This is a genomic window from Secundilactobacillus angelensis (genome assembly GCF_012641075.1).
Taxonomy (GTDB): Bacteria; Bacillota; Bacilli; order Lactobacillales; family Lactobacillaceae; genus Secundilactobacillus; species Secundilactobacillus angelensis.
Genome location: NZ_JAAXLJ010000007.1, coordinates 70954 through 96555 on the forward strand (window position 1 = coordinate 70954; position 25602 = coordinate 96555).

Genomic DNA, 25602 nt, shown 5'->3' on the forward strand with positions numbered 1-25602 from the left:
TTAAAATGGACCAAATGTTTGATAGATTACAAGCACTGGTGGATCGTTACGATGAACTCAACGAACTCATCAGTGATCCTGAAGTGATTGCTGATACCCGGCGCTTTATGGAATTATCTAAGGAAGAAGCTGACCTTCGCGAGACGGTTGAAGCTTACCGAAAGTACCAACAAGTTACTAGCCAAATTGATGAAGATAACGAGATGCTTCGTGAAAAGCTAGACGATGATATGAGCAGCATGGTTAAAGATGAGCTCAAGGATTTAGAAGGCCAAAAAGAAAAATTGGAAGACCAAATCCGAATTTTACTGTTACCAAAAGATCCAAACGATGACAAGAACATCGTGATGGAAATTCACGGTGCTGCTGGTGGCGACGAAGCCAGTTTGTTTGCTGCTGACCTCTTTGATATGTATTCTCGCTATGCTGAAAAGCAGGGCTGGCAGGTTGAAGTTGTCGATAAAAACGAAACTGAAGTCGGCGGATTTAAAGAAATTGTTATGCTGATCAGTGGTGATAAAGTTTATTCTAAGCTGAAGTATGAGAGTGGCGCCCACCGAGTTCAACGGGTACCCGTTACCGAATCAGCTGGCCGTTTGCATACTTCTACGGCAACCGTTGGTGTTATGCCTGAAGCAGAAGACGTGGATATTGATATCGACCCCAAAGATATCCGGACCGATGTTTACCGTTCTTCTGGTGCTGGTGGCCAACACATCAACAAAACCAGTTCAGCGGTTCGAATGACCCACTTACCAACCGGTATTGTCGTTGCTATGCAGGATGAACGTTCACAGCAACAAAACCGTGCTAAGGCCATGAAAATTTTGCGGGCTCGGGTTTATAACTACTATCACGAGCAAGAAGAGAGTGCTTATGATGAAAAACGGAAGTCAGCCGTTGGGACTGGGGACCGTTCAGAACGAATCAGAACCTATAACTACCCTCAAAACCGGGTTACCGATCACCGAATTGGCTTGACCTTGAATAAATTGGATAAGATTATGAATGGCGATTTAGATGATATCATTGATGCTTTGATCCTGTATGATCAAACTCAAAAGATGGAGCAGCTTAATGAGTAATCGCACATACTATGAAGCCCTAAAATGGGCTTCTTTGTTTGTTCAGAAAAACCACTTAGACGAATCTGCGGCGACTTTTCTGTTGCAAGAGCTAAGCCATTTAGACCAGACTCATTTACTGATTAAATATCGCCAGCCAATACCTGCTGACCTGGATAGCCAGTATGTTGATGCAATCAACCAATATGTCAACGGCATGCCACCGCAGTATATTGTTGGAACTGCCGAATTTTATGGAGAACGGTTTGCAGTTAATCAGAGTGTTTTGATTCCCCGACAAGAAACTGAAGAATTGGTTGAATGGGTTTTGACAGATGAGCCGCAATCACAGTTGTCAGTCTTGGACGTTGGCACTGGCAGTGGGGCAATTGGAATTACCCTGAAGAAGCAGCGACCCAACTGGCAAGTGACACTCACTGATTTGTCCGCGGCGGCCTTAGCAGTCGCCGAAGAAAATGCGGCACAGTTGAACGTCTCGGTCACCACAGTTCAAGGTGACTTGCTGGAACCGGTCGCTGGATCTCAATTTGATGTGATCGTGAGCAATCCGCCCTATATTTCACATGCTGAAGAAAGTGAAATGGACGCAGACGTGTTAGCTAGTGAACCAACGCTTGCCCTGTTTGCTGATCATGACGGACTGGCAATTTACGAACGGCTCGCAGACCAGCTCGAGCAGGGGCTGGTTACCACGAACCAGCTGTATCTCGAAATTGGGTTTCGGCAGGGGAAAGCAGTTCGTCAAATCTTCCAACAGCGTTTTCCCAATGCCGCTATAACAATGCGTCAAGATATGAGTGGACATGATCGTATGGTTCAGATTCGGTTTTAAGCAGGTGCATCATTCTTTAAGAAGGATAGGAGCAATAATATGGAAACTAAAATTTTTAAACCAAATGAAGTGGAAGCCGCAGCGAAACTATTGAAACAAGGTGAACTAGTGGCATTTCCAACTGAAACGGTTTACGGACTGGGAGCTGATGCAACCAATGAGAAGGCTGCCAGTAACGTGTACGCCGCTAAGGGGCGTCCTAGTGACAATCCGTTGATTGTGACAGTTTCTTCCACTGAGATGGTAGAGCAGTATGCTCAACCACTGTCTGAACAGGTTAAGCGGTTAATGGCGACCTTTTGGCCGGGCTCACTCACCATTGTGCTGCCTCTTCGACCCGGGACGTTATCCAAGACTGTTACGGGTGGCTTAGACACTGCGGCGTTTCGGATGCCTAAAAATGAAGTGACTTTGAAATTGATTGCTACCGCTGGGATTCCAATTGTGGGACCATCTGCTAATACCTCTGGGAAACCGAGTCCAACGTTAGCTAAACACGTTTTTCATGATTTAAACGGAAAAATTGCGGGTATTGTGGATGATGGGCCAACTCAGGTGGGAGTCGAATCCACGATTATTGACATGTCCACGAAGACACCAACTATTCTTCGCCCAGGCGCCGTGACCGTCGCTGAGCTGGAAGAGGTTATCGGTGACGTTAAAGCTGACCATCACCACGTTGGTGCCAATGAAACACCTAAAGCACCAGGAATGAAGTATAAGCATTACGCACCTAGCGCACAGGTTGAGATCGTTGATCATATCACTGATTTTGACGCCGCAATGGCATGGGCTGGTGCGCAAAATGAAGCCATTGGTGTGATGGCTACGGATGGGGTTCTAAAGAACTTGTCAGTTCCTGCGAACGTTGAAACCTATTCCTTAGGCGAAGATATCCAGAGTGCCACCCACTTGTTATTTGCAGGACTGCGCCACTTTGATTTGGAGTCAGAAGTGAAAGTTATTTTCACTGAGGGATTTGACAATACTGGCTTTGGAGCAGCCTACATGAATCGGTTGGATAAGTCCGCTGGTGGGGTTCATTTTTCAAAATAATTTAAAATAATTGACGCTATAATAAGCGATTTGGCGTTCTTTTTACGAACGGAATGAACCAGGTCGCTTATTTTTGTTTGTGTTCTGCGGTCTAGACCCTATCTTTTTGTCGGCGAATTTGTTAAACTAAGGCATATTAAATGCCAAGGAGCTGATTGTGTTGAATTACCAAGAACAAGACCCGAAGTTATGGCAAGCTATTAGTCAAGAACAGGATCGTCAACAGCATAATATTGAGTTAATTGCGTCCGAAAACATTGTTTCCCCGGCAGTTCGTGCGGCCCAAGGTTCCGTACTAACTAATAAGTACTCGGAAGGTTATCCTTCAAAACGGTACTATGGCGGTAACGAATTTATTGATGTCGTTGAAAACCTGGCAATCCAGCGAGCTAAAGATCTGTTCCATGCGGAATATGCCAACGTTCAGCCACATTCAGGCTCTCAGGCAAATCAGGCAACGTATGCTGCCTTTTTAAAGCCCGGGGATACCATTTTGGGAATGGGCCTAGATGCCGGGGGCCATTTGACACACGGTGCCAAGGTCAACTTTAGCGGTAAGCTTTACGAAGCCTATAGCTATGGGCTGAATCCGGACACTGAATTGCTGGATTTCGACATGATTCGTGATTTGGCACTGAAAGTTAAGCCGAAGATGATTGTTGCCGGCGCGTCGGCATATAGCCGTATTATTGATTGGCAGGCCTTTCGAGATATTGCCGATGAAGTTGGCGCGTATTTCATGGTGGACATGGCCCACATCGCTGGTCTGGTCGCTACTGGGTTGCACCCGTCACCAGTGGGCATTGCTGATGTTGTGACGACGACTACTCATAAAACATTGCGTGGTCCTCGTGGCGGTCTGATCCTATCACAGGAGAAGTATGCCAAGCAGATCAACTCTGCTGTTTTCCCGGGGACGCAAGGCGGTCCATTAGAGCACGTGATTGCAGGTAAAGCAGTCACTTTCTTAGAAGACCTGCAGCCGGAATTTAAGGACTACGCCGCTCAGATCATCAAGAATGCTCAGGCGATGGCTGCTGTCTTTAATGAAGCAGACAAGGTGCGAGTCGTCTCTGGCGGGACCGATAACCATTTGATGACTTTAGACGTTAGTCAAACTGATTTAAACGGTAAACAAACCCAGGAATTATTGGATAGTGTCATGATTACCACTAATAAAGAAGCAATTCCCAACGAGAAACTGAGTCCGTTTAAAACTTCAGGCGTTCGGTTAGGCACACCTGCCATTACCACGAGAGGTTTCAAGGAAGCGGATGCTAAACAAGTTGCTCAATTAATTGTCACAGCTATTGCACATCATGACGATGAAGGGGTTCTTGCCCAAGTTCGAAAAGACGTGCGAGCCTTGACGGATGCTCATCCAATTGACGATTACATTGCCCCAATCAAGTTTGGCTAATTAACGATTTAAATTTCTTATTGCAGTAGCTCAATCATCGACAATATGGCCGATAATTGAGCTGCTTTTTTATCATGAAGAATACCATGATGATGTTACCTCTAGGCATCGTTTAGTTGCCAAGAACTTGCCCACAATGGAGCAGACATAACTTCATCAATTTTCTTCATACTCTTTTGAAATTTTTATCTTCATGCCTTCTATTGCATGGTACAATTGAAAGAAATACCAAAGGAGTGTCAAACACATGGGCAAGTTTCAGGTTATGGATCATCCACTGATTCAGCATAAGCTGACAATTATTCGAGACAAAAATTGCGGGACGAAGGTTTTTCGTGAGGTTGTTGATGAAATCACCATGCTGATGGCGTACGATGTCGCTCGAGATATGCCATTAAAGGACGTTGAGATTGAAACACCAATCGCCAAAACGACCGTTAAAACCTTAGCTGGTAAAAAGGTTGCTATCGTTCCCATTTTACGAGCAGGAATCGGGATGGTTGACGGTATCATGAAGTTGATTCCCGCCGCTAAAATTGGCCACATCGGTATGTATCGTGATGAGAAGACGTTGGAGCCACACGAGTACTTTGTGAAGCTGCCGGCTGATATTGATCAACGACAGATTTTCGTTGTTGATCCAATGCTTGCGACTGGTGGTTCTGCCATCATGGCAATCGATGCCTTGAAAAAGCGCGGCGCAACTAACATCAAGTTTGTTTGCTTAGTTGCAGCTCCAGAAGGTGTTAAGGCTCTCCGTGCGAAACACCCAGATGTTGATATCTATACAGCTGCCTTAGACGATCACTTGAATAAAGATGGATACATTGTTCCTGGCTTGGGTGATGCAGGGGACCGGCTATTTGGCACTAAGTAATTTCATATAAACACAATAATAGTCAATTAATATGAATTTGTCGGATAAGTATAAGACAATTCAAATTAATCGGCTATTTTTATTCGTATAATTTTTCGAATAGCTTTGTATTTTCATATGAACGGTGGTATTATTTTGTTTGTATTTGTAATGAAGATTTTTCATTAAAGTACTACGTTCGAAGATTTGAAATTTGACTTGTTGGTTAATGAGCGAGGCTTTTCGAAGCTTCGCGCTTAACCTAGTTTGAAAAGAGGTGATACTCTGTGGGAGATCCATCTTCAGTTGCAACCTTTCAATTCGGGGGACTTACGTTTAACGCCGCTAATATTTATTCGGGGCTAATTGCGTTTGTACTCGTTTTTTTGTTTGTATTCGCCCTTTCGCGGCATATTACGATGAAGCCAGGTAAGGGACAAAATATCCTTGAATGGTTAATTGATTTTACAAACGGAATTTTGAAGGGTTCTATCCCTGGAAATGAAGCGGGCGCATTCGGCCTTTACGGGTTCACCTTGTTCCTATTCCTGTTCATTTCTAACCAGCTTGGTTTGTTCTTACAAATTGCTGTTGGTGGGAAGGACTTTGTTAGAAGTCCAACTTCTGACCCAATCGTTACGATGACATTCTCACTAGCAACCTTAATGATTGCTCAGTTTGCCGGTGTAATGAAGTTTGGTTGGAAGAAACACTTCTCAGGTTACTTGCAACCGTTTGTTTTTTGGTTACCAATTAGTATCTTTGAGGAATTCACGAACTTCTTGACGTTAGGTCTACGTATCTTCGGTGTGATTTTCTCTGGTGAAATGTTGCTGAAGATTATCGGCAACCTTGCCTTCTCGCATGGGATTGCGACGATGATCGTGGCAGTTCCACTGGAATTGGTATGGCAAGGTTTCTCTGCATTCCTTGGTGCCATTCAAGCTTACGTGTTTGTAACACTTTCATCTGTTTACATCTCTAAGAAGATTGAGATTGGTGAATAATTCACTGTCGATTGAAGCTTGAAGTTGAGGAGTAAACGACTTACAATATTTATCTAATATATCTACATCATTTTAAGGAGGAACTACAGATTATGGGAGCTATTGCAGCAGGTATTGCCATGGCCGGTGCAGCCATCGGTGGTGGTGTCGGTGATGGTATCGTTATTTCTAAGATGCTAGAAGGTATGTCACGCCAACCAGAATTATCTGGTCAATTACGGACTAACATGTTCATTGGTGTTGGGTTGGTTGAAGCCATGCCTATCATTGCCTTCGTTGTGGCCTTGCTTGTTATGAACAAGTAATGTTTGACAACACGTTAAATTTAATTTTTAACAGAAGGAGGTGTCAATAGATGTTTTCACATTTAGCCGTAGCTAGTAGTCTTGCAATTGGAGACATGCTCTTCTATGCGATTTGTTTCATTATCTTGATGTGGTTGATCAAGCTTGTTGCTTGGAAGCCTATCAATCAAATGATGCAGGATCGTGCTGATAAGATCTCTAACGATATTGATTCAGCTGAGAAGTCGCGTGACGATGCAGCAAAACTTGCAAAACAACGTCAAGACGCACTTGCTAACTCTCGTCAAGAGGCTACTGGAATTGTTGATTCTGCTAAAAAGCAAGGTCAACAGCAACGCGATGGTATTTTAGCTCAAGCCCAAACCGATGCACAAGCATTGAAGGACAACGCTAAAAAAGACATCGAACAGGAGCGTCAAGACGCGTTGTCTAGCGTCCGTAACGATGTGGCTGACCTATCTATTGAGATTGCTTCCAAGATCATTCAAAAAGAATTAAACGCTGATGATCAAAAGGCATTGATTGATTCTTATATCGAAGGGTTGGGGAAGTAACATGAGTCTTGATAAGGTAACGGTAGCCAAGCGCTACTCAAAAGCGCTGTTTGAGTTGCTCGACCACAACGACCAATTGGACGCTGCGTATTCGGACCTCAAACAGCTTCGTAAAGTCTTCCGGGACAACCCACAATTGGGCAGTGCATTAACGGATAGCAGTTTAGCGTTAGCTAAGCGAGAAGCCTTAGTCAAGCCGTTGTTAGATAGTACTGATGGTACGATCCATAATTTGGTTAAAATGGTTTATGATTACGGTCGGATGGACGCAATGGTAGAAATCATTGATCAGTTCGAAGACTTATATGATGAGCACAACCAAACGGTTTATGCCGATGTTACTACAGCGGTCGCCCTAGATGACGCACAGCTTGATGCAATTAAATCAGGTTATGCTAAGCGGGTCGGCGCTAAACAAGTTGTTTTAACAAGTAAAGTTGATACATCAATTATTGGTGGTGTGATCATTCGTTCTGCTGGAACGATCCTTGATGGTTCTATCAAGACGAAGATTCATCGTCTACGTCAAACATTATTAGTATAGAGATCTTTATAAAGGGGTGAAACCTATATGAGCATTAAAGCTGAGGAAATCAGTGCTCTAATCAAACAACAATTAGCAAACTACCAAGACGAGATCTCTGTTGAAGAAACTGGTACTGTTACCTACGTTGGTGATGGTATCGCCAGAGCTCACGGACTTGAAAACGCGTTGGCTGGTGAGTTGCTCGAATTCGATAGCGGGGTTTATGGCATGGTCCAAAACCTTGAAAGTAACGATGTTGGTATCGTTGTCCTCGGTGATTTCACAAAGATTACTGAAGGCGATACAGTTAAGCGTACTGGTCGTATCATGGAAGTTCCCGTTGGAGATGCCATGATCGGTCGGGTCGTTAACTCATTAGGTCAACCCGTTGATGGTAAGGGCGAAATCAAAACTGATAAAACCCGTCCTATCGAACGAAAAGCGCCAGGTGTCATGCAACGGAAGTCAGTTTTCCAACCACTTCAAACTGGTATGAAAGCCATTGACTCCCTAGTTCCAATTGGTCGTGGTCAACGTGAATTGATCATTGGTGACCGTAAAACTGGTAAGACGACAGTTGGTATTGATACGATCATTAACCAAAAAGACCAAAATATGATTTGTATTTACGTTGCCATCGGTCAAAAGGAATCAACTGTTCGTAGTTCCGTGGAAACCTTACGTAAGTTCGGTGCCATGGATTACACGATTGTTGTTACTGCCGGTCCTTCAGAACCTGCTCCATTGCTCTACATTGCACCATATGCTGGTGCAGCGATGGGTGAAGAGTTCATGTTTAATGGCAAGCATGTTTTGATCATCTATGATGACCTTTCAAAGCAAGCGGATGCTTATCGTGAACTTTCCTTGATTCTTCGTCGGCCACCAGGTCGTGAAGCTTATCCTGGGGATATTTTCTACACCCACTCACGTTTATTGGAACGGGCTGCGAAGTTAAGTGATGATCTTGGTGGAGGTTCAATGACGGCGATGCCGATCGTTGAAACTAAAGCTGGGGACATTTCAGCTTATATTCCAACCAACGTTATTTCAATCACCGATGGTCAAATCTTCTTGGATAGTGATTCATTCTATTCAGGTGTTCGACCAGCTATCGATGCCGGGACTTCGGTTTCTCGTGTTGGTGGTGACGCTCAAATCAAGGCGATGAAGAAGGTTGCTGGGACACTTCGTTTGGACCTTGCTTCTTATCATGAACTGGAATCATTTGCTCAATTTGGTTCTGATTTGGATGAAGCTACCCAAGCTAAGTTGAATCGTGGTGCTCGAACCGTTGAAGTTTTGAAGCAACCATTACATTCGCCACTTCCTGTTGAAAAACAAGTTTTGATTTTGTATGCATTGACTAATGGTTATCTTGATAAGATTGAATTGGATGACATTGCCAAATTTGAAAGCGGTCTGTTCGACTTCTTCGATGCCTCACATGCCGATTTACTTGACACAATTGCCAAGACCGGTAATTTACCAGACAACGATAAGATGGCAGCAGCCGTTTCTGAATTCGCCAAATCATTCCAACCTGCCAATGATGACGATACCGAAACTGTAGCGAACAAATAAACTTGAGGAAGGATAGTGAGAGCTGATGGCTGAATCAATGAGCGCTGTTCAACACCGTATTGCTTCAACAAAGAATACACGCCAGATCACATCGGCGATGCAAATGGTTCAGACTTCTAAGCTGAACCAGATTCAAAAAGCGGCTGTAGGTTATCAAGACTACGTCAGCAAAGTAAAAGCCGTTGTCATGCATCTGGCAAAATCTCATCTATTGGATGATTCCTCGAGCGATTCTAAGCAGTCAGGTAAGACAGCATACTTGGTCATTACTTCTGATCGGGGTATGGTCGGCAGTTATAACAGTAACGTTCTTCGTGAGGCTAATGAGTTCATTGCGAGCCACAGCGGCGATGATGAACATTTGATCCTTGCAGTGGGCGGTACTGGCGCTGACTTTTATAAAAAGCGCGGCGAAAACGTGGCCTATGAATATCGTGGTGTCAGCGATGTGCCGACTTTTGATGAAGTCAGAGAAATTGTCAAGACGATCACCTCAATGTATGATAGTGGCGTTTTCAGTGAACTCTATGTTTGCTACAACCATTTCGTCAACCGGCTAGTTGCTCGGTTCCGTGGCGAAAAAATGTTGCCAGTAGACAGTGAAACGCTGAGTGGTGATGCTGCTGAGGAGACTCAAGCAGACACATTATCAGCCGCTTACGATATGGAACCTTCTGAAAAAGAAGTATTAAAAGTTGTTCTACCACAGTATTCAGAAAGTCTCGTTTTCGGTGCTATTCTGGATGCTAAAACGGCTGAACACGCTTCAAGTTCTAACGCTATGAAGTCGGCCTCAGATAATGCTGACGACCTCATTGCAGATCTTGAATTGCGATATAATCGTGCTCGCCAAGCAGCAATTACGACTGAAATTACTGAAATTACTGGTGGGCAAGAGGCATTGAATAATTAATGACGGGAGGAATTAACGAATAATGAGTTCTGGTAAAGTTGTTCAAGTTATCGGACCAGTTGTCGACGTTGAATTCCCGTTGGATGACAAACTCCCAGATATCAATACCGCGCTTCACATCAAAAAAGATGATGGCAGTTTTCTTGTTACTGAAGTTACCCTTGAATTAGGGGACGGTGTAATGAGAACCATTGCCATGGATGGTACTGATGGTCTTCGTCGTGGAATGGAAGTTGAAAACACAGGTTCTTCTATTACCGTTCCAGTCGGCGATGACACACTTGGTCGAGTATTTAACGTCCTCGGGGATCCAATTGATGGCGGTGCCGAATTCGGACCAGATGCTGAAAGATTACCAATTCACCGTGATGCACCTAAGTACGATGAATTAAATCCAACTTCAGAAATTCTGGAAACCGGGATCAAAGTTATTGACTTGTTAGCACCTTATGTTCGTGGTGGTAAGATTGGGTTGTTCGGTGGTGCCGGTGTTGGTAAAACCGTTTTAATTCAAGAATTAATCCATAACATTGCGCAAGGTCATAACGGTATTTCTGTCTTCACAGGTGTCGGTGAACGTACCCGTGAAGGTAACGATATGTACTACGAAATGAAAGGCTCAGGCGTTCTCGAAAAAACGGCCATGGTCTATGGTCAAATGAACGAGCCACCTGGTGCCCGTATGCGGGTTGCTTTGACTGGCTTAACGATTGCGGAATACTTCCGTGATGTTAAGGGTCAAGATGTGCTGTTATTTATCGATAACATCTTCCGGTTTACCCAAGCCGGGATGGAAGTTTCAGCCTTACTTGGCCGGATTCCTTCAGCCGTTGGTTACCAACCTACGTTGGCAACTGAAATGGGTCAGTTGCAAGAACGGATCACTTCTACCAAGAAGGGGTCAATCACTTCTATTCAAGCGGTTTACGTTCCTGCCGATGATTATACCGACCCTGCTCCAGCAACGACTTTCGCCCATTTGGACGCTACCACCAACCTGGAACGTTCTTTGACGCAACAAGGTATTTACCCAGCCGTTGACCCGTTGGCTTCAACTTCAACTGCCCTTGACCCACAAATTGTTGGTCAAGAACACTATGAAGTGGCCACAGAAGTTCAACACGTTTTGCAACGTTACCGTGAACTTCAAGACATTATCTCAATTCTTGGGATGGATGAATTGTCAGACGAAGAACAGACCATTGTTGGTCGTGCACGTCGGATTCAATTCTTCCTGTCACAAAGTTTCTCAGTTGCTGAGCAATTTACTGGGTTACCAGGGAAGTATGTACCAGTTTCCGAGACCGTTAAAGGGTTCAAGGAAATTTTGGAAGGTAAGTATGATGATCTTCCAGAAGATGCTTTCCGTAACTGTGGCCCAATTGAAGACGTTGTTGAAAACGCCAAGAAGATGCAGGCTAACTTAAGCAAATAAGGAGGGGTTCTAATTGGCTGATGAACAATCAGTTTTAACCGTTAGTATCGTAACCCCCGATGGTAACGTCTATGATAACGAGCAAGTCAGAATGCTAGTCGTTAAGACTCAGCTTGGTGAACTTGGTATCATGGCCAACCACGTTCCTGTGATTGCTTCGTTAGCATTTGATGAAGCACGTATCCAATCTGCCAACAGTGATCAGAAAGATGAAATTGCCGTAAACGGTGGCTTCATCGAATTTTCTGACAATGTTGCGACTATTGTCGCTGACTCTGCGGAAAAGCAAGACGAAATCGATGTTGATCGTGCTCAAAACGCTAAGAAACGGGCTGAGGCTCGAATCAAAAAAGCGCAGGAAGCTCACGACAAAGATGAACTTGCACGTGCAGAAGTTGCACTTCGGCGGGCGATCAATCGAATTAACGTTGCTGGCAAATAAACCAGCTAGCAAAGACACTATGCTATTAGCTAATGGCACAGTGTCTTTTTTGAACCTAAAAGAGGTAGCACCTTGTCATCAGGTTGACGAGGTGCTACCTCTTTTTAAAATTCTAATAATCAAATTAACTATTATCTAATGGGTTACGCCAGCGATTGGAAATAATCTCCTCAAGTATTTTCTATAAAAACCGATATTTCGGCTAGCAGTTCAATTTGTACAATCTAGCTGAATTTTTTAAAAAATATTCCACAATCATATTAAAATAATAGGTCGGTTAGTTGATCTGGTTGAAGCCCTTTAATGGGGGATTGATTCAGCTGAGCTTCAATCACTGGCGCAATCATTTCACGCTGATAGGGCTTGCCAATTAAGGCTTTTTTGAAGTGCTGCAAATTAATGTTGCTGAAGAAATCACCAGAAAGCTTGATGTCTGCTAATCGTTGTTGTTGATCAAGATCAAAGGCTACTGAAACAACACCGATACCCGTTAAGTAATTTTTATGAACGTGGTCGTACGGCCGCTGTTCACTTTTCCAAACTGACTTTTCGTTGAATTGGCTTGCCGCAATTTGCCGCAAACGGTCCTCTTCAACACTTTTTAAGTGGCCAATTTTGGCATGAGTAAGGTTAAGGAGTGTTCTTTCAAGTTCCTTTTTGAATTTCTCAGCATCCCAATCTGGCTGTTGATCGATCAAATTTACCGTTCGCTGACGAACAGATTGGATGTGCTTAGCCTTCATTTTATCTGGATCGACCTTCAGTGCCTGTGCCATCCAGTCAAGGTTAGCGTTAAACAATAAACTGCCGTGATGCAACCGGTAGCCATCGGTCAGATACTGTGCACTACCAGAGACTTTTCGACCATCAACTACCAGATCATTTCTACTGTCGTCTTGAGCATTGATCCCAATTTGGTTTAGGGCTTGGGTGACAAGGTTTAAACCCGATGAAAAATCGATCGTGGCATCGTCAGTCGGGGTGATCAGGGTAAATTGACAGCCGCCTTGATCGTTATAAATGGTGCCACCGCCTGATAGACGTCTAACCGCAGTAATGTGGTGTGCTTCAATAAAGGGGCGATTAAGCTCGTTTTTGGCCGTTTGGTACTTACCAAGCATGACGGTGGGAGTGGTCGACCACAACAGCAGCACTGGTTCAGTGGGGCGCTTTTCAGTCATTAAATAGTACTCTAAGGCAAAGTTGTGACGGACGTCTAGACTATTGACCGGGAAGTAAATCATTGGTTTTCCACCGCTTCAAGTTCTTCCTTAGCCTTGTAAGAACTACGTACTAGAGGTGAGCTGGCAACGAATTTAAAGCCACGCTTCATCGCTTGTTTGTAGTATTCCTGATACCGTTTCATTGGTACCCATTCGCGTAAAGTGTAGTTTTTTGGACCTGGTTGAACGTATTGACCGATCGTCAGGAAGTCTACGTCAATTGCACGCAAATCATCCATTAATTGGTAAACCTCGTCGTCTGTTTCGCCAAGGCCCAGCATGATACCAGTTTTGACGTACATTGTCTTAGGCGCGTGTTCTTTAACGTATTTAAGCACGTGCAGTGATGTGTCATAGGTGGCACGGTTACGAACTTTTGGTGTGATACTCCGAACGGTTTCCATGTTGTGGTTGAAAACATCGGGGCCCGCAGCAATCACCTTGTCCAGGCAATCTTCATGCCCCTGAAAGTCAGGCGTGAGTACTTCAATTGTTGTGTTAGGATTAAGTTTTTTAATGGCGTTAATGGTTCTAACAAATTGATCTGCACCTAAGTCTGGCAGATCGTCACGGTCAACGCTCGTCACGACCACGTGGGTCAATCCCAGTTTTTTGGTTGCCTGCGCAACACGCAGCGGTTCCAGTAAATCGACGGCTTTAGGATGACCGTGAGGGATGTCGCAAAAGCGGCAAGCACGGGTACAGTTGGGACCTAAAATGATGAAGGAAGCTGATCCGCTACCGAAGCATTCGCCTAAGTTGGGGCAGTTAGCTTCAGCACAAACTGTGTTTAAGTTTAGTCCGGAAAGCAAATCGGTCATTTTATCAACTTTCTTTTGATCGTAGGTCACCTTCAACCAGTTTGGCTTGACTGGTGCAGTTGTTTCACGTTCTGTTTTCATTTGGATATCCTCCTAACCAACTTCAATCTTAGCAACTAGATCGCCGACTTTAGTAGCATCGCCAGTGGCGACTTCTTGAGCTTTTAAGATGCCATCCTCTTGGCTTTCAACTTGACTGATGGCCTTCTCAGTTTCTACCTCAAAGAGGACGTCACCAGTTTTAACGGTGTCACCGGGTTGTTTATCCCACTTACCGAAGAAGTACTCATCAGATTTGGGACTAAGCTTTGGCATATGAACTTCTTTAATCAAAATAATCATCTCCATGAATGGTATGTTTAAGTTAACGACTAAAGATTACCATCGATCAATGATATTGTGAAATAGCCCAAATATTCTGGGCGGTCAGCGCTTACAAACACTAATACAACAGCAATTTGCATCGTAAATCAAACTTCACAAGGAATATGTCTGATAGTCGTAAATTAGGTAAAATTACATGGCATTATGAATAATTGAACATGCCAAAATTAGATGAATGATATTGGCCATCATGTGAACCATTACACTACCAAAATTAGGTGAGAAGTTACTCGTTCATTCCAGATGTATTTAGTAAATAGTAATGAATTACATAAGTATTTTTATCCTTATTTGTGAAAAAAGGTTGCTTTGTAAAACGTAATATTACAAATGCAATAGAATGGGGGACAGAGTGGCCGAAATATGCTATATTTTACTGGTAATGCAGAAAGGAAAGTGACACATGAAAACTATCGGTGCTCAGGCCCTAATGACCTTGATCAGTCATTTTGTCTTTATTTTCGTGGCCTTTTGGAGTATTCAAAAATTACACATTGAAAATGTCATGCGACTATACCCTAGTCAAGCACGGGTACTGATTGTTTTGTTGTCGGTAACAGTAGGCTTTACCTGCAGCGAATTTTTCTTGAACTTTATAGATAATGTCAGAAATTTAATTTTTCTTGTTAAATAACGTAATACGTGGAGGAAATTTCTTTGGAAAAGATTATTGTACATGGCGGCCGCGAATTATCGGGAACTGTACATATTGAAGGTGCGAAGAACGCTGTCTTACCAATTTTGGCGGCGTCAATCTTAGCTGAACACGACGATATGGTTTTAACTAACGTTCCGATTCTATCCGATGTCTACACCATGAATAACGTACTCAAGTTTTTAAACTTGGACGTGGATTTTGATGAAGACACTAATACGGTACGCCTAAATGCAGCTAAAACGCTGTCCACTCAGGCACCGTTTGAGTACGTTTCTAAAATGCGTGCTTCAATCGTAGTGATGGGGCCGCTTTTGGCGCGCTACGGTCATGCAAAAGTTGCGATGCCTGGTGGCTGTGCAATTGGCTCTCGGCCAGTTGACCTCCATTTAAAGGGGTTTGAAGCACTTGGCGCCAGTATAGATCAGCATGATGGCTATATCGAAGCCACTGCCGATCGGCTAGTTGGTGCGAATATCTATCTAGATTTCCCCAGTGTTGGTGCAACTCAAAATATTATGATGGCTGCTACATTGGCTGAAGGAACCACGACGATTGAAAACGTTGCACGTGAACCGGAAATTGTCGACTTGGCTAACGTCTTAAATAAGATGGGCGCCAAAGTGCGTGGTGCAGGTACTGAAACTATCCGAATTGAAGGGGTAACCAGTATGCATGGAACTGACCATTATGTGGTTCAGGACCGGATAGAAGCTGGTACTTTCATGGTAGCTGCAGCGTTGACACACGGCAATATCCTAGTTAAAAATGCGATTTCGGAACATAACAAACCATTGATTTCTAAATTAGAGGAAATGGGTGTTACAGTTTTGGTTGAAGATGACGGTGTTCGGGTGATTGGACCGCAATCGTTAAAGCCAACTAACGTCAAAACGCTCCCACATCCTGGATTCCCAACGGATATGCAACCACAAATGACCGTACTTCAGCTTAGTGCTAACGGCACAAGTACGTTAACGGAGACGGTGTTCGAAAACCGGTTCATGCACCTAGAAGAGCTTCGTCGAATGAACGCTAAGTTTAAAGTTGAAGGTCGTTCGGTTGCTTTGTATGGCCCAACTAACTTCAATGGGGCCGAGGTGGCTGCAACCGATTTACGTGCGGCGGCTGCACTCGTACTTGCGGGATTAGTTGCCAATGGTTATACCCAAGTAACCAACTTGCAGTATCTTGATCGTGGTTATTACGATTTCCACTTGAAACTACGTGCATTGGGTGCGGAAATCGAACGGGTAAAAGTACCAGCACAAGAAGAAGTTATTTTAAAGTCTAAAACCAATGACTAATGCGAAGCGAAAAGTTCGGGACAACTGGTCTGTTCCGAACTTTTTTCACCTAACTCTTCTTAAGGCGGGTATGCTATAATTAACGGTTGAGATAATAAGTTCAGGAGGAATTCAATAGGATGGCAAAAGATATTGGTATTGACCTTGGTACCGCCAATGTTTTGATATATGCGGTTGGCAAGGGAATCGTTTTAAACGAGCCCTCAGTTGTGGCGGTTGATACAAAGTCTAATCAAGTTTTGGCGGTGGGCTCAGAAGCTTATAAAATGGTTGGTAGAACTCCCAGCAACATTCGGGCAATTCGGCCTTTAAAAGACGGTGTAATTTCTGATTTTGATGTCACAGAAAGCATGCTATCGTATTTCATTAGTAAATTAAGTGTCAAGGGGTTCATGGCAAAACCAAACATTATGATTTGTGCGCCAACCAACATTACTGAGATCGAACGCCGAGCAATTATTCAGGCTGCGGAAAAATCCGGTGGTGGGAAAGTTTATTTGGAAGAGGAACCTAAAGTTGCTGCCGTTGGTGCTGGCATGGATATTTTCAAGCCCCAAGGTAACATGGTGATTGATATCGGTGGTGGAACTAGCGATATTGCTGTTTTGTCATTAGGTGATATTGTCGCCAGCAAGTCAATTCGAATTGCCGGTGATGAATTAAATGCAAACTTGATTAACTTTTTAAAGACTCAGCATAATTTACAAGTCGGCGAACGCACCGCCGAAGCCATCAAAATCAAGATTGGCTCCGCTTATCCAGATGATGATCACAATGAATCAATGGAAGTTCGTGGCCGCGATTCCGTTTCCGGGATGCCTCGGTCAATCGAAGTGACCTCCAAGGATATTTATCCTGCAATTAGCAGCGTCATGGCCCAGATTGTCAATGCTGCCAAGGAAGTGCTTGAAATTGTACCTCCAGAATTAGCTGCGGATATTATTGATCGTGGAATCATGCTCACTGGTGGTGGTGCCTTATTACACGGTGTCGATAAACTTTTGATTGAACAATTGAAGGTTCCCGTTGTAATTTCTGAAAATCCATTGGATAACGTTGCTAAGGGTGCCGGTATTTTGCTTGAACACATGAACGCAGCGACCACTAAAAAGCACGGTCGCGGATAGGAGTTTGCTTGAAAAGGTTATTGATGATGCTCGTGCGTGGCTATCAGCGCTTTATATCACCATTATTTCCGCCAACTTGTCGTTATTCGCCAACCTGTTCAGCTTACATGCTAGAAGCACTCAAGAAACACGGTGCAATTAAGGGTACTCTAATGGGCCTCGCAAGGATAGGCCGGTGTAATCCCCTTGTCCACGGTGGCTATGATCCCGTACCTGATCATTTCAGTTTAAAACGTAACAAAAAGGCTGAGATGGCTTATTTAAAAGAGATGAACTTAAGATAAAAACGAAAAGGAGCTTTCCATGTCTAAAAAGAAACAACCAGTCGGTGTGGCAATTGACGATGTCACAATTAAGGGTGTTGATGGCTTACAGCTATCCATCGATAATGAAGTCATCGGGACTGTTTTGCCACTTGAAAACGGCTCTTTCGAAGCTCAAATTGGTTCTGATCGTCCTGTTAAGATTAAAACTCAGGACGAAGCCATTGAGTATTTGATTCAAGCTTACAATTTACATCACTAATTTCTCACGATGTTGTTTTAGACCTAAAAAAACGGTTAAGGATAACTAAATTACTTCGAGACGGCTTTCAAGCCGTTTATAATAAATTCGTGAGTGAGAGGAGGATATGATGCAATGAGTGAGCGTCGCGAAGAAGATTCGGAATCGCGAATTGATTATGGTGTTATTTTTTGTGTACTAATGTTGGCATTGATTGGATTGGCTTCAATCTACGTTGCTGCTGTTCATGATTCCAGTGCCACTAATATTACAACGCTAATGGTGTCACAGGTGGCTTGGTACGTGATTGGGACAATCGCTGTTATCATTATTATGCAATTTGATTCAGAACAATTGTGGAAAGTGGCGCCGTTAGCCTATTGGTTCGGTATTTTCCTGTTGGCCGCGGTGTTGGTATTTTATAGTCGGTCGTACGCTGCTTCTACTGGTGCCAGGTCCTGGTTCGCAATTGGCCCCTTGACCTTCCAGCCATCTGAAGTGATGAAGCCAGCCTTCATCTTAATGCTCGCGCGGGTAGCTAGTGACCATAATCACACTTATTATGAACATACCACGCGCTCGGACTGGTTATTGCTGGGGAAGATGATCCTTTGGACATTGCCCATTGTTGTGTTGCTACGGCTACAAAATGACTTCGGGACTATGCTGGTCTTTTTTGCAATCCTAGCAGGGGTTGCATTAGTTGCAGGTATTACTTGGCGAATTATCGTCCCAGTTGCAGCGGTTGCCGCTGCTGTTGGTGGTGGTGCCTTAGCCCTGGTTGCAACCACTGCTGGCCGAACTATTTTAGGTCATTTGGGGTTTGCATCGTATCAATTTGCCCGAATCGATACATGGTTAAATCCTGCAAGCAATACATCTGATCAAGGCTATCAACTCTGGCAAAGCATGAAGGCCGTTGGTTCTGGCGGTATTTTTGGGACTGGTTTCAACGTGTCAAGGGTATATGTACCCGTTCGTGAATCTGACATGATTTTTTCCGTTATCGGTGAAAATTTTGGCTTTATCGGTAGCTTGATACTGATTTTGCTATACTTTATGTTGATTTATCAAATGATTAGAGTGACATTTGACACAAAAAACGTTTTTTATGCATATATTTCAACCGGCGTTATTATGATGGTTTTATTCCATACCTTTGAAAATATTGGGATGAGTATTGGTTTGTTACCGCTAACTGGGATTCCCTTACCATTCGTTAGTCAAGGTGGATCTGCGCTGATTGGGAACATGATAGGTATTGGATTAATCATGTCGATGCGGTATCATAATAAGAGTTACATGTTTAGTCGTAACGAAGACTTTGAATAAAGTCTAATAAATTGGTATGAGGTGAAAGTATGAGTGAAGAAGCAACTTATTTCTGGACAAAAGTAATGGATGGCAAGACCCGTCTTGGCTTAACGAAAGCAGGGCAAGATGAACTTGGCACCATTAAGTTTGCTCACCTACCAAGTGTTGGCGACAAAGTGAACAAGGGCAAGACATTAATTAGTGTTGAAGCAGAAAAGGCCGTTTCGGATATTGATAGTCCGGTTAGCGGTGAAGTTGTTGCTGTGAACCCACAGTTAGACAACGACTTTGACAGCTTAAACAGTGAAGAAGAGGCTGATGCTTGGCTTGTTGATATTAAGGAAGCCTAATTGCAGTTTGATTAGATTCTAAAATTTCGATGACATTTTTCCTTGACAGCTCTCATTCAGATGGCTATACTTTTGTCATTGACTTAATTGAATAAGAGATCGGCAAAATGAGTAAGTGTTGAGTGGTCGTTTAGAGAGTCCCAGTTGGTGAAAAGGGATCGGCTCAATACGCTGAAGATGGTTTTGCATAGAGAGGTTACGGTGAACTTAAGCAAGCCGTGACTGGTTAACGGCCACTATCCCGTTGAGTCTTCGGACTCTTTGAGGTTACTGTTGTGAGACAGTAACGAATCTAAGGTGGTACGCGATAAGCTTCGCCCTTACTTAAGTAAGGGTGAGGCTTTTTTATTTGAAAAAGGAGGTAACCGCAGTGATTGAATTTAAAGACGTGACAAAAACATTCACCACTAAAGATGGTGATTTGACAGCTGTCTCTGATGTGAACTTAAACATTGATGACGGTGAGATATACGGCATTGTCGGTTATTCCGGTGCTGGGAAGAGTACGTTAACCCGGATGTTAAACGGGCTAGAAACGCCCAGCAGCGGCGAAATTGATATCAACGGTGACAAGATTACCGCACTCTCGGGATCACAACTTAGAAAAAAACGGCAAAAAATTGGGATGATTTTTCAACATTTCAACTTACTTTGGTCTCGGACGGTGATTCAAAACATTATGTTTCCACTGGAAGTTGCAGGTGTCTCACGCAAGGAACGTCAGCAGAAAGCTCAGCACTTGGTTGACCTGGTTGGCTTGACCGGTCGGGAGCATTCCTATCCGTCCGAGTTATCAGGTGGTCAAAAGCAACGGGTGGGTGTCGCAAGGGCACTGGCAAACGATCCTGAAATTCTGATTTCTGATGAAGCAACCAGTGCTTTGGATCCACAAACCACCGATGAAGTTTTGGATTTGCTGCTGGAGATCAATAAGAAGATGAACTTGAGCATTGTTCTTATCACTCATGAAATGCACGCCATCAGAAAGATTTGTGACCACGTGGCTGTGATGGATGATGGCCGAGTTGTAGAGCAAGGAACCGTCTTCAACGTCTTCCGTAATCCCAAGCAGGAGATTACCAAGCGCTTCGTTAGTGAAGAAGTTGATCCAGCTTTGACAGATACTAACAGTATCGTGGAAGACCTGATTAAGAGCTATCCTGAAGGGATCATTGTTCAGTTGGTCTTCCATGGTGACCAAGCGAAACTGCCAATTGTCTCTGAAATGATTCACCAGTTTCCTAAACTTCAGGTCAGCATTATTGAAGGGAGCATTCACCAAACGCAGGAAGGATCCATTGGCTCGCTATATCTACAAATTACTGGTGAGAAGGAAAGCCTAGATGGTGCCTTGGAGCTGCTGAAGAAAATGCGTGTGGAAACGGAGGTGATTCACCGTGACTAATGGCTCATATTTCGCATTTAAAACAGTTGATTGGGCTAACATGGGTGGAGCGACTTGGGAAACCATTTGGATGACCGTCGTTTCGATGATTGTCGTTGCAATCTTAGGTGTTTTGTTAGGTTTGCTATTATTTGAAACAACGGCAAGTGACAATGTTGGTGTTAAGGTGCTTAACGCAGTCGTTTCTTTCTTGGTTAACGTCTTCCGATCAATTCCATTTATTATTTTGATCATGTTGTTGCTACCGATTACCAAAAACTTGGTAGGAACCATCATCGGGCCCACAGCGGCATTGCCGTCATTAATTGTTTCAGCGGCACCATTTTACGCACGGATGGTTGAACTAGCTTTCCATGAAATTGACCGTGGTGTGATTGAAGCGGCCGAAGCAATGGGTGCTAACAAGTGGCAGATCGTCTATAAGGTACTCTTACCTGAAAGTATGCCGGCACTGGTTTCTGGTGTAACGGTTACCACTATCTCGCTGATTGGTTATACCGCAATGGCTGGTGCTATTGGAGCTGGTGGGTTAGGTAACCTAGCGTATATCGATGGTTTCCAAGCTAATAACAACACCATCGTGCTTGTTGCCACAGTCATCATTGTTGTCATCGTCTTTGCATTTCAATTTATTGGGGATTTCCTGGTTCGTCGAATTGATAAGCGAACCTTATAAAAATTATTATTCTATATTTTTGGGAGGAATTGTTCATGAAGACTTCGAAACGGATTTTAGGTATTTTAGGAATTGCTGCAACAACTGTGTTATTAGCCGCTTGTGGGAATAATTCAAGTAAATCAAAGACCACCACGATTACGGTGGGTGCTTCAGCTATCCCCCATGCACAAATTTTAAAACATGTTCAGCCACAACTGAAAAAGGAAGGCGTCAACTTAAAGATCAAGGTCTTCCAAGACTACGTAATGCCTAACAAGGCTTTAGCAAGCAAGGAATTGGATGCCAATTACTTCCAACACATCCCATTTTTGAACACTTGGAACAAGGCTAACCACGGTACTTTGGTCAGCGCCGGTGGTGTTCACTTGGAACCAATTTCAGCTTATTCAAAGAAAGTTAAGAACTTAAAGGATGTCAAGGATGGTTCAACTATCTTAGCAAGTTCCAACACGCCTGACTATGGCCGTATCCTAACCATTTTACAGGATGCTGGTTTGATCAAGGTCAAGAAGGGCATTGATATTACCACTGCTAACTTCTCAGATATTACCTCAAACCCTCGTCATTTGAAGTTCAAGCACAGCTACGAACCAAAATTGATGCCAAGTATCTACAAGAACGGTGAAGGTGACGTGGACTTCATTAACGCCAACTATGCTGTTCAGTCAGGTTTGAACCCATTGAAGCAAGCCATTGCAACTGAAAAGTCATCATCACCATACGTCAACATTGTTGCTGTACGGAAGGGTGACCAAAAGAAGCCAGCCATCAAGAAGTTGATGAAGGCACTGCAATCAAAGAGCACGCAAAAGTGGATCTACAACCATTATAAAGGTGCTGTATTACCAGCAAAGAGTTACAAATAAGAGAGCGTAAAAAGGGACGTTTAGCCCCCAGAGTATAACAGAAATGACCCTATCACCCCGAACTTGAGTGGTAGGGTCATTTCTGTTATACGGCCGGGGGCTGTCCCTTTTTACGCGTGTAGGCTAGATAAGAGGGCCCCCTCGAACTTGGGTGGTAGGGTCCTTTTCGTTATATGGCCGGGGGCTGTCCCTTTTTGCGCGTATAGGAAAGGTAAACCAACTATTTTACAAGAAAAGCTAATTTCTAATTGACAAGTAACTGTGTTGCCTTTATAGTTAGCTACATGAGTAACTAACCAAATAACAAGCCAAGATCGTTATTAATCAATGGAGGAGTAATTATGACAATGACACCAGTTGTTTCCGTCAGAGACTTGCACAAAACCTATGGTAAGACCGGTCAAAAACAGTACGAAGCATTGAAGGGGATCAGCTTTGACGTGGAAACAGATGAATTTGTTGGCATCATGGGTGCCTCGGGTTCTGGTAAAACTACTTTGCTTAATATTTTAGCAACACTGGATGCACCTACGTCCGGTGAAGTGGAAATTAATCAACAAGTATTGGCCAACTTAAAAGGTAATCAAATTGCTGATTTTCGCGCTAAACAAGTTGGCTTTATTTTCCAAGATTTTAATCTGTTGGAAAATCTAACCAACTACGAAAATATTGCTTTGCCACTGTCACTACAAAATATTAGTCGCAAAAAAGCGCAGCCTGAAGTTCAACGGATTGCTAAACAGTTGAACATTGAATCACTATTGGAGAAATATCCCACGGAGATCTCTGGTGGTCAAAAACAGCGTGTGGCTGCGGCACGAGCATTGGTTTCCCACCCAGCGATCCTTTTTGGTGACGAACCTACTGGGGCGCTGGATTCCAATAGTGCCCGCGACTTGCTGGAGATGTTAAACACCATCAATCACGATCAACAGGTACCGATATTGCTGGTGACCCATGATCCATTTTCAGCTAGTTATTGCCAACGTATCCTGTTTATCAAGGATGGCAAAATTGGCCAGGAAATCAAAAAGGGAACACACACCCGTCAGCAGTTCTATCAGGCCATTCTTGATACGCTTGGCACGTTTGATTAAGGGGGGACGCCAACATGTTAAATAAACTTGCATTTGCCGGTGTTAAGAGCCGGCTGAAGGATTATGTTGTGCTGTTTTTCGGCTTAATCATGTCCAGCGCCATTTTTTATATGTTTGAATCATTGGCAACCAATAAGGCGTTTATTAAAGCTAATGCCCAACAAATTACAGGAGCAAACTTTATCTTTTTGTTTGGGGCGATCTTATTGACCATCATCACGCTGGTGTATGTATTTTACGCAAATTCATTTTTGATGAGCATGAGGCGTCATGACTACGGTCTCTTTATGATGCTTGGTGCAAAACAATCAAAAATTGGTCAGCTGATCTTAGTGGAAACAATGGCCATTGGCACGATTGCCAGTGTGATTGGGACCATTATTGGCTGGGGATTTACGGCGTCAGTGGGACCGTTTTTAATGAGTCGGATGATTGGCAATAAATTGCAGCATTTTAATGCTTTTTATGTTCCTGCAATCGTGACAACGATTGTGTTGTACCTCATCTTATTTTTAATTGCTGGTATCATTAACCGGCTGGCTTTAACGAAGACTTCTGTCCTGCAACTATTAAAAGGTGATAGTCAGCCAAACAGACCGGTCTTAAAGCCTGTGAGTCAATTGTTACAAGTTGTAGTGGGCGTCTTATTACTGATGTTGGGTTATTACGCCATGAGTCACGTTGAAAAATTTGCTTTGAGCACGATTCCCATTGGCTTGGTAACCATTGTGTTGGGCACGTACTTCTTATTCAACGCAATTTTTGTCTGGTTGATTTTGTTATTAAAGCGCTCTGGTTGGGCCAGTCTCGGATTAAGAAACTTTACGCTGTCACAACTCAGTTTCCGACTTCATAACTACACTAAGATTTTATCAGTCGTTTCCATTCTCATCGCGTTGTCACTGGGGGCCATCACGGTTGGCATTGGTATGCAAAAGCAAGTAACGGCTTTATCAACTGCTAGTGAGGCCTATACCATGGCAATTAAAAACCCATCGCGACATACCAACCATTTAATCGATAAACTGACGCTGGACACTAAAGTGACCTATCAGCAAAAAGAAACCAGTAAGATAATTTATTATCGTGCTGATCAATTTAAAGACCGGCCATTAGAGTTTACCGGCTTTCAGTCACCGTTAAATTCAAAACAGAAGAATCGATTAGCATCACCCACCTATCAGAATCTCACTAGCACCCAATTAACTCAGCATCCTGAAAAGTTAATGGCACTGCAACCCAATGCGCCTCAAAAACCTTTCCGATTAGTTTCGAGGACCACTTTTAATAAGCTACCAGTTCACGCTCAGCGATTAACTCTTTTCAGAGTTAAAAACTTACAAGCGGATAAGACAGATTTGAAGCACATCGTGACCAGCATGGGTAATCCAGCGGTTGACACGGTCCCGGGTGCTTACGGGACGTTTGTGCTTGCTACGGCCATGTTTGGTGGCCTTGAGTTTATGGGCTTCTTTTTAGGAATTGCTTTTCTGGCGATGCTTGCCAGCTGCCTCATGTTTAAGATTCTCAGCGGCGCAGCAACCGATAAGCGTCGTTACGAGATGCTTAATAAGATTGGTGCTCGACCATCACGATTACGGGCTTCAATTGCTCGAGAAATTCTGGTTTTATTTGTATTGCCCGCAATTGTTGGGGTTGTCCACGTTTTATTTGGTCTCCTTATGTTCAAAGTTTTGATGCTTAATCCTTATTATCAGATATGGTTACCATTTACAATTTTCTTTGTCTTGTATATGATTTATTACATTATAACCGTTCGACTTTACGAGCATATCGTTTTACCGAAGCTCAGAATTGATAACTAGTTTGCGGTGAAAGGAAGGATTGGCTGGTG

At 43.5% G+C, this 25602-nt stretch carries 28 protein-coding genes; 25 read left to right on the top strand and 3 right to left on the bottom strand.

Going from position 1 to position 25602, the window contains the following annotated elements:
- The first annotated feature begins 5 nt into the window (after positions 1-5).
- The 13 genes from prfA to HC026_RS05710 all read left to right on the top strand — a co-directional run bounded on the left by prfA (position 6) and on the right by HC026_RS05710 (position 12015).
- Positions 6-1085, top strand: coding sequence for a peptide chain release factor 1 (prfA, locus tag HC026_RS05650; protein ID WP_168925021.1), 1080 nt, complete (start codon positions 6-8; stop codon positions 1083-1085).
- Positions 1078-1917, top strand: a complete 840-nt coding sequence (gene prmC, locus HC026_RS05655; protein WP_168925022.1) for a peptide chain release factor N(5)-glutamine methyltransferase — start codon at positions 1078-1080, stop codon at positions 1915-1917. The genes prfA and prmC overlap by 8 nt, the downstream gene beginning before the upstream one ends.
- A gap of 39 nt (positions 1918-1956) precedes the next feature.
- On the top strand, positions 1957-2973 hold the full coding sequence (locus HC026_RS05660) for an L-threonylcarbamoyladenylate synthase (protein WP_168925023.1): 1017 nt from the start codon (positions 1957-1959) through the stop codon (positions 2971-2973).
- A 160-nt stretch (positions 2974-3133) separates the two neighbouring features.
- Positions 3134-4393 carry a serine hydroxymethyltransferase gene (gene glyA, locus HC026_RS05665; RefSeq protein WP_168925024.1) on the top strand — a complete coding sequence of 420 codons (1260 nt, stop codon included), beginning with the start codon at positions 3134-3136 and terminating at the stop codon, positions 4391-4393.
- A gap of 247 nt (positions 4394-4640) precedes the next feature.
- Positions 4641-5270, top strand: a complete 630-nt coding sequence (upp, locus tag HC026_RS05670; protein WP_168925025.1) for a uracil phosphoribosyltransferase — start codon at positions 4641-4643, stop codon at positions 5268-5270.
- A 266-nt stretch (positions 5271-5536) separates the two neighbouring features.
- Positions 5537-6256 carry a F0F1 ATP synthase subunit A gene (atpB, locus tag HC026_RS05675; protein ID WP_168925026.1) on the top strand — a complete coding sequence of 240 codons (720 nt, stop codon included), beginning with the start codon at positions 5537-5539 and terminating at the stop codon, positions 6254-6256.
- 92 nt (positions 6257-6348) lie between these two features.
- Positions 6349-6561, top strand: a complete 213-nt coding sequence (atpE, locus tag HC026_RS05680; protein WP_089088992.1) for a F0F1 ATP synthase subunit C — start codon at positions 6349-6351, stop codon at positions 6559-6561.
- Between the two features lie 50 nt (positions 6562-6611).
- Positions 6612-7115 (top strand): F0F1 ATP synthase subunit B, encoded by a 504-nt coding sequence (gene atpF / locus HC026_RS05685; protein WP_098825986.1) that lies wholly within the window; start codon positions 6612-6614, stop codon positions 7113-7115.
- A 1-nt stretch (position 7116) separates the two neighbouring features.
- Entirely contained in the window at positions 7117-7659 is a 543-nt protein-coding gene (gene atpH, locus HC026_RS05690; RefSeq protein WP_168925027.1) for an ATP synthase F1 subunit delta, read from the top strand.
- A gap of 27 nt (positions 7660-7686) precedes the next feature.
- Positions 7687-9225, top strand: a complete 1539-nt coding sequence (atpA, locus tag HC026_RS05695) for a F0F1 ATP synthase subunit alpha (protein ID WP_168925028.1) — start codon at positions 7687-7689, stop codon at positions 9223-9225.
- Between the two features lie 25 nt (positions 9226-9250).
- Positions 9251-10138: a F0F1 ATP synthase subunit gamma gene (locus HC026_RS05700; RefSeq protein ID WP_168925029.1), complete on the top strand. Its 888-nt coding sequence runs from the start codon at positions 9251-9253 to the stop codon at positions 10136-10138.
- 22 nt (positions 10139-10160) lie between these two features.
- On the top strand, positions 10161-11573 hold the full coding sequence (atpD, locus tag HC026_RS05705; protein ID WP_168925030.1) for a F0F1 ATP synthase subunit beta: 1413 nt from the start codon (positions 10161-10163) through the stop codon (positions 11571-11573).
- 13 nt (positions 11574-11586) lie between these two features.
- Positions 11587-12015 (top strand): F0F1 ATP synthase subunit epsilon, encoded by a 429-nt coding sequence (locus HC026_RS05710; RefSeq protein WP_168925031.1) that lies wholly within the window; start codon positions 11587-11589, stop codon positions 12013-12015.
- Between the two features lie 260 nt (positions 12016-12275).
- On the opposite strand, the gene HC026_RS05715 is transcribed toward HC026_RS05710, so the two are convergent.
- The 3 genes from HC026_RS05715 to HC026_RS05725 are packed head-to-tail and all read right to left on the bottom strand — an operon-like array spanning position 12276 to position 14392.
- Positions 12276-13259: a lipoate--protein ligase gene (locus HC026_RS05715; protein WP_168925032.1), complete on the bottom strand. Its 984-nt coding sequence runs from the start codon at positions 13257-13259 to the stop codon at positions 12276-12278.
- Positions 13256-14140: a lipoyl synthase gene (gene lipA / locus HC026_RS05720; RefSeq protein WP_168925033.1), complete on the bottom strand. Its 885-nt coding sequence runs from the start codon at positions 14138-14140 to the stop codon at positions 13256-13258. Before lipA ends, HC026_RS05715 begins: the two co-directional genes overlap by 4 nt.
- A gap of 12 nt (positions 14141-14152) precedes the next feature.
- On the bottom strand, positions 14153-14392 hold the full coding sequence (locus tag HC026_RS05725; protein WP_168925034.1) for a lipoyl domain-containing protein: 240 nt from the start codon (positions 14390-14392) through the stop codon (positions 14153-14155).
- A 454-nt stretch (positions 14393-14846) separates the two neighbouring features.
- Here HC026_RS05725 and HC026_RS05730 point away from each other — a divergent pair, with 454 nt between their 5' ends.
- The 12 genes from HC026_RS05730 to HC026_RS05785 all read left to right on the top strand — a co-directional run bounded on the left by HC026_RS05730 (position 14847) and on the right by HC026_RS05785 (position 25573).
- Positions 14847-15077, top strand: coding sequence for a DUF1146 family protein (locus tag HC026_RS05730; protein ID WP_168925035.1), 231 nt, complete (start codon positions 14847-14849; stop codon positions 15075-15077).
- Between the two features lie 23 nt (positions 15078-15100).
- A complete protein-coding gene (murA, locus tag HC026_RS05735; RefSeq protein ID WP_168925036.1) occupies positions 15101-16405 on the top strand; it encodes a UDP-N-acetylglucosamine 1-carboxyvinyltransferase in 1305 nt (434 codons plus the stop codon).
- 119 nt (positions 16406-16524) lie between these two features.
- Entirely contained in the window at positions 16525-17532 is a 1008-nt protein-coding gene (gene mreB / locus HC026_RS05740; protein WP_168925037.1) for a rod shape-determining protein, read from the top strand.
- 23 nt (positions 17533-17555) lie between these two features.
- Positions 17556-17816, top strand: a complete 261-nt coding sequence (yidD, locus tag HC026_RS05745) for a membrane protein insertion efficiency factor YidD (RefSeq protein WP_408640981.1) — start codon at positions 17556-17558, stop codon at positions 17814-17816.
- A gap of 19 nt (positions 17817-17835) precedes the next feature.
- Positions 17836-18057: a DUF2969 domain-containing protein gene (locus HC026_RS05750; protein WP_168925039.1), complete on the top strand. Its 222-nt coding sequence runs from the start codon at positions 17836-17838 to the stop codon at positions 18055-18057.
- Positions 18058-18171: 114 nt separating this feature from the next.
- Positions 18172-19368 carry an FtsW/RodA/SpoVE family cell cycle protein gene (locus HC026_RS05755; RefSeq protein ID WP_168925040.1) on the top strand — a complete coding sequence of 399 codons (1197 nt, stop codon included), beginning with the start codon at positions 18172-18174 and terminating at the stop codon, positions 19366-19368.
- A 29-nt stretch (positions 19369-19397) separates the two neighbouring features.
- Positions 19398-19700: a glycine cleavage system protein H gene (locus tag HC026_RS05760; protein WP_168925041.1), complete on the top strand. Its 303-nt coding sequence runs from the start codon at positions 19398-19400 to the stop codon at positions 19698-19700.
- Positions 19701-20070: 370 nt separating this feature from the next.
- On the top strand, positions 20071-21105 hold the full coding sequence (locus HC026_RS05765) for a methionine ABC transporter ATP-binding protein (protein WP_168925042.1): 1035 nt from the start codon (positions 20071-20073) through the stop codon (positions 21103-21105).
- Between the two features lie 40 nt (positions 21106-21145).
- The gene (locus tag HC026_RS05770; RefSeq protein WP_168925091.1) at positions 21146-21781 is read left to right on the top strand and encodes a methionine ABC transporter permease; all 636 of its coding nucleotides are present in this window, start codon (positions 21146-21148) and stop codon (positions 21779-21781) included.
- A gap of 35 nt (positions 21782-21816) precedes the next feature.
- Positions 21817-22650: a MetQ/NlpA family ABC transporter substrate-binding protein gene (locus tag HC026_RS05775; RefSeq protein WP_168925043.1), complete on the top strand. Its 834-nt coding sequence runs from the start codon at positions 21817-21819 to the stop codon at positions 22648-22650.
- A gap of 341 nt (positions 22651-22991) precedes the next feature.
- Entirely contained in the window at positions 22992-23747 is a 756-nt protein-coding gene (locus tag HC026_RS05780; protein WP_168925044.1) for an ABC transporter ATP-binding protein, read from the top strand.
- 14 nt (positions 23748-23761) lie between these two features.
- Entirely contained in the window at positions 23762-25573 is a 1812-nt protein-coding gene (locus HC026_RS05785) for an FtsX-like permease family protein (RefSeq protein ID WP_168925045.1), read from the top strand.
- Positions 25574-25602 lie beyond the last annotated feature (29 nt).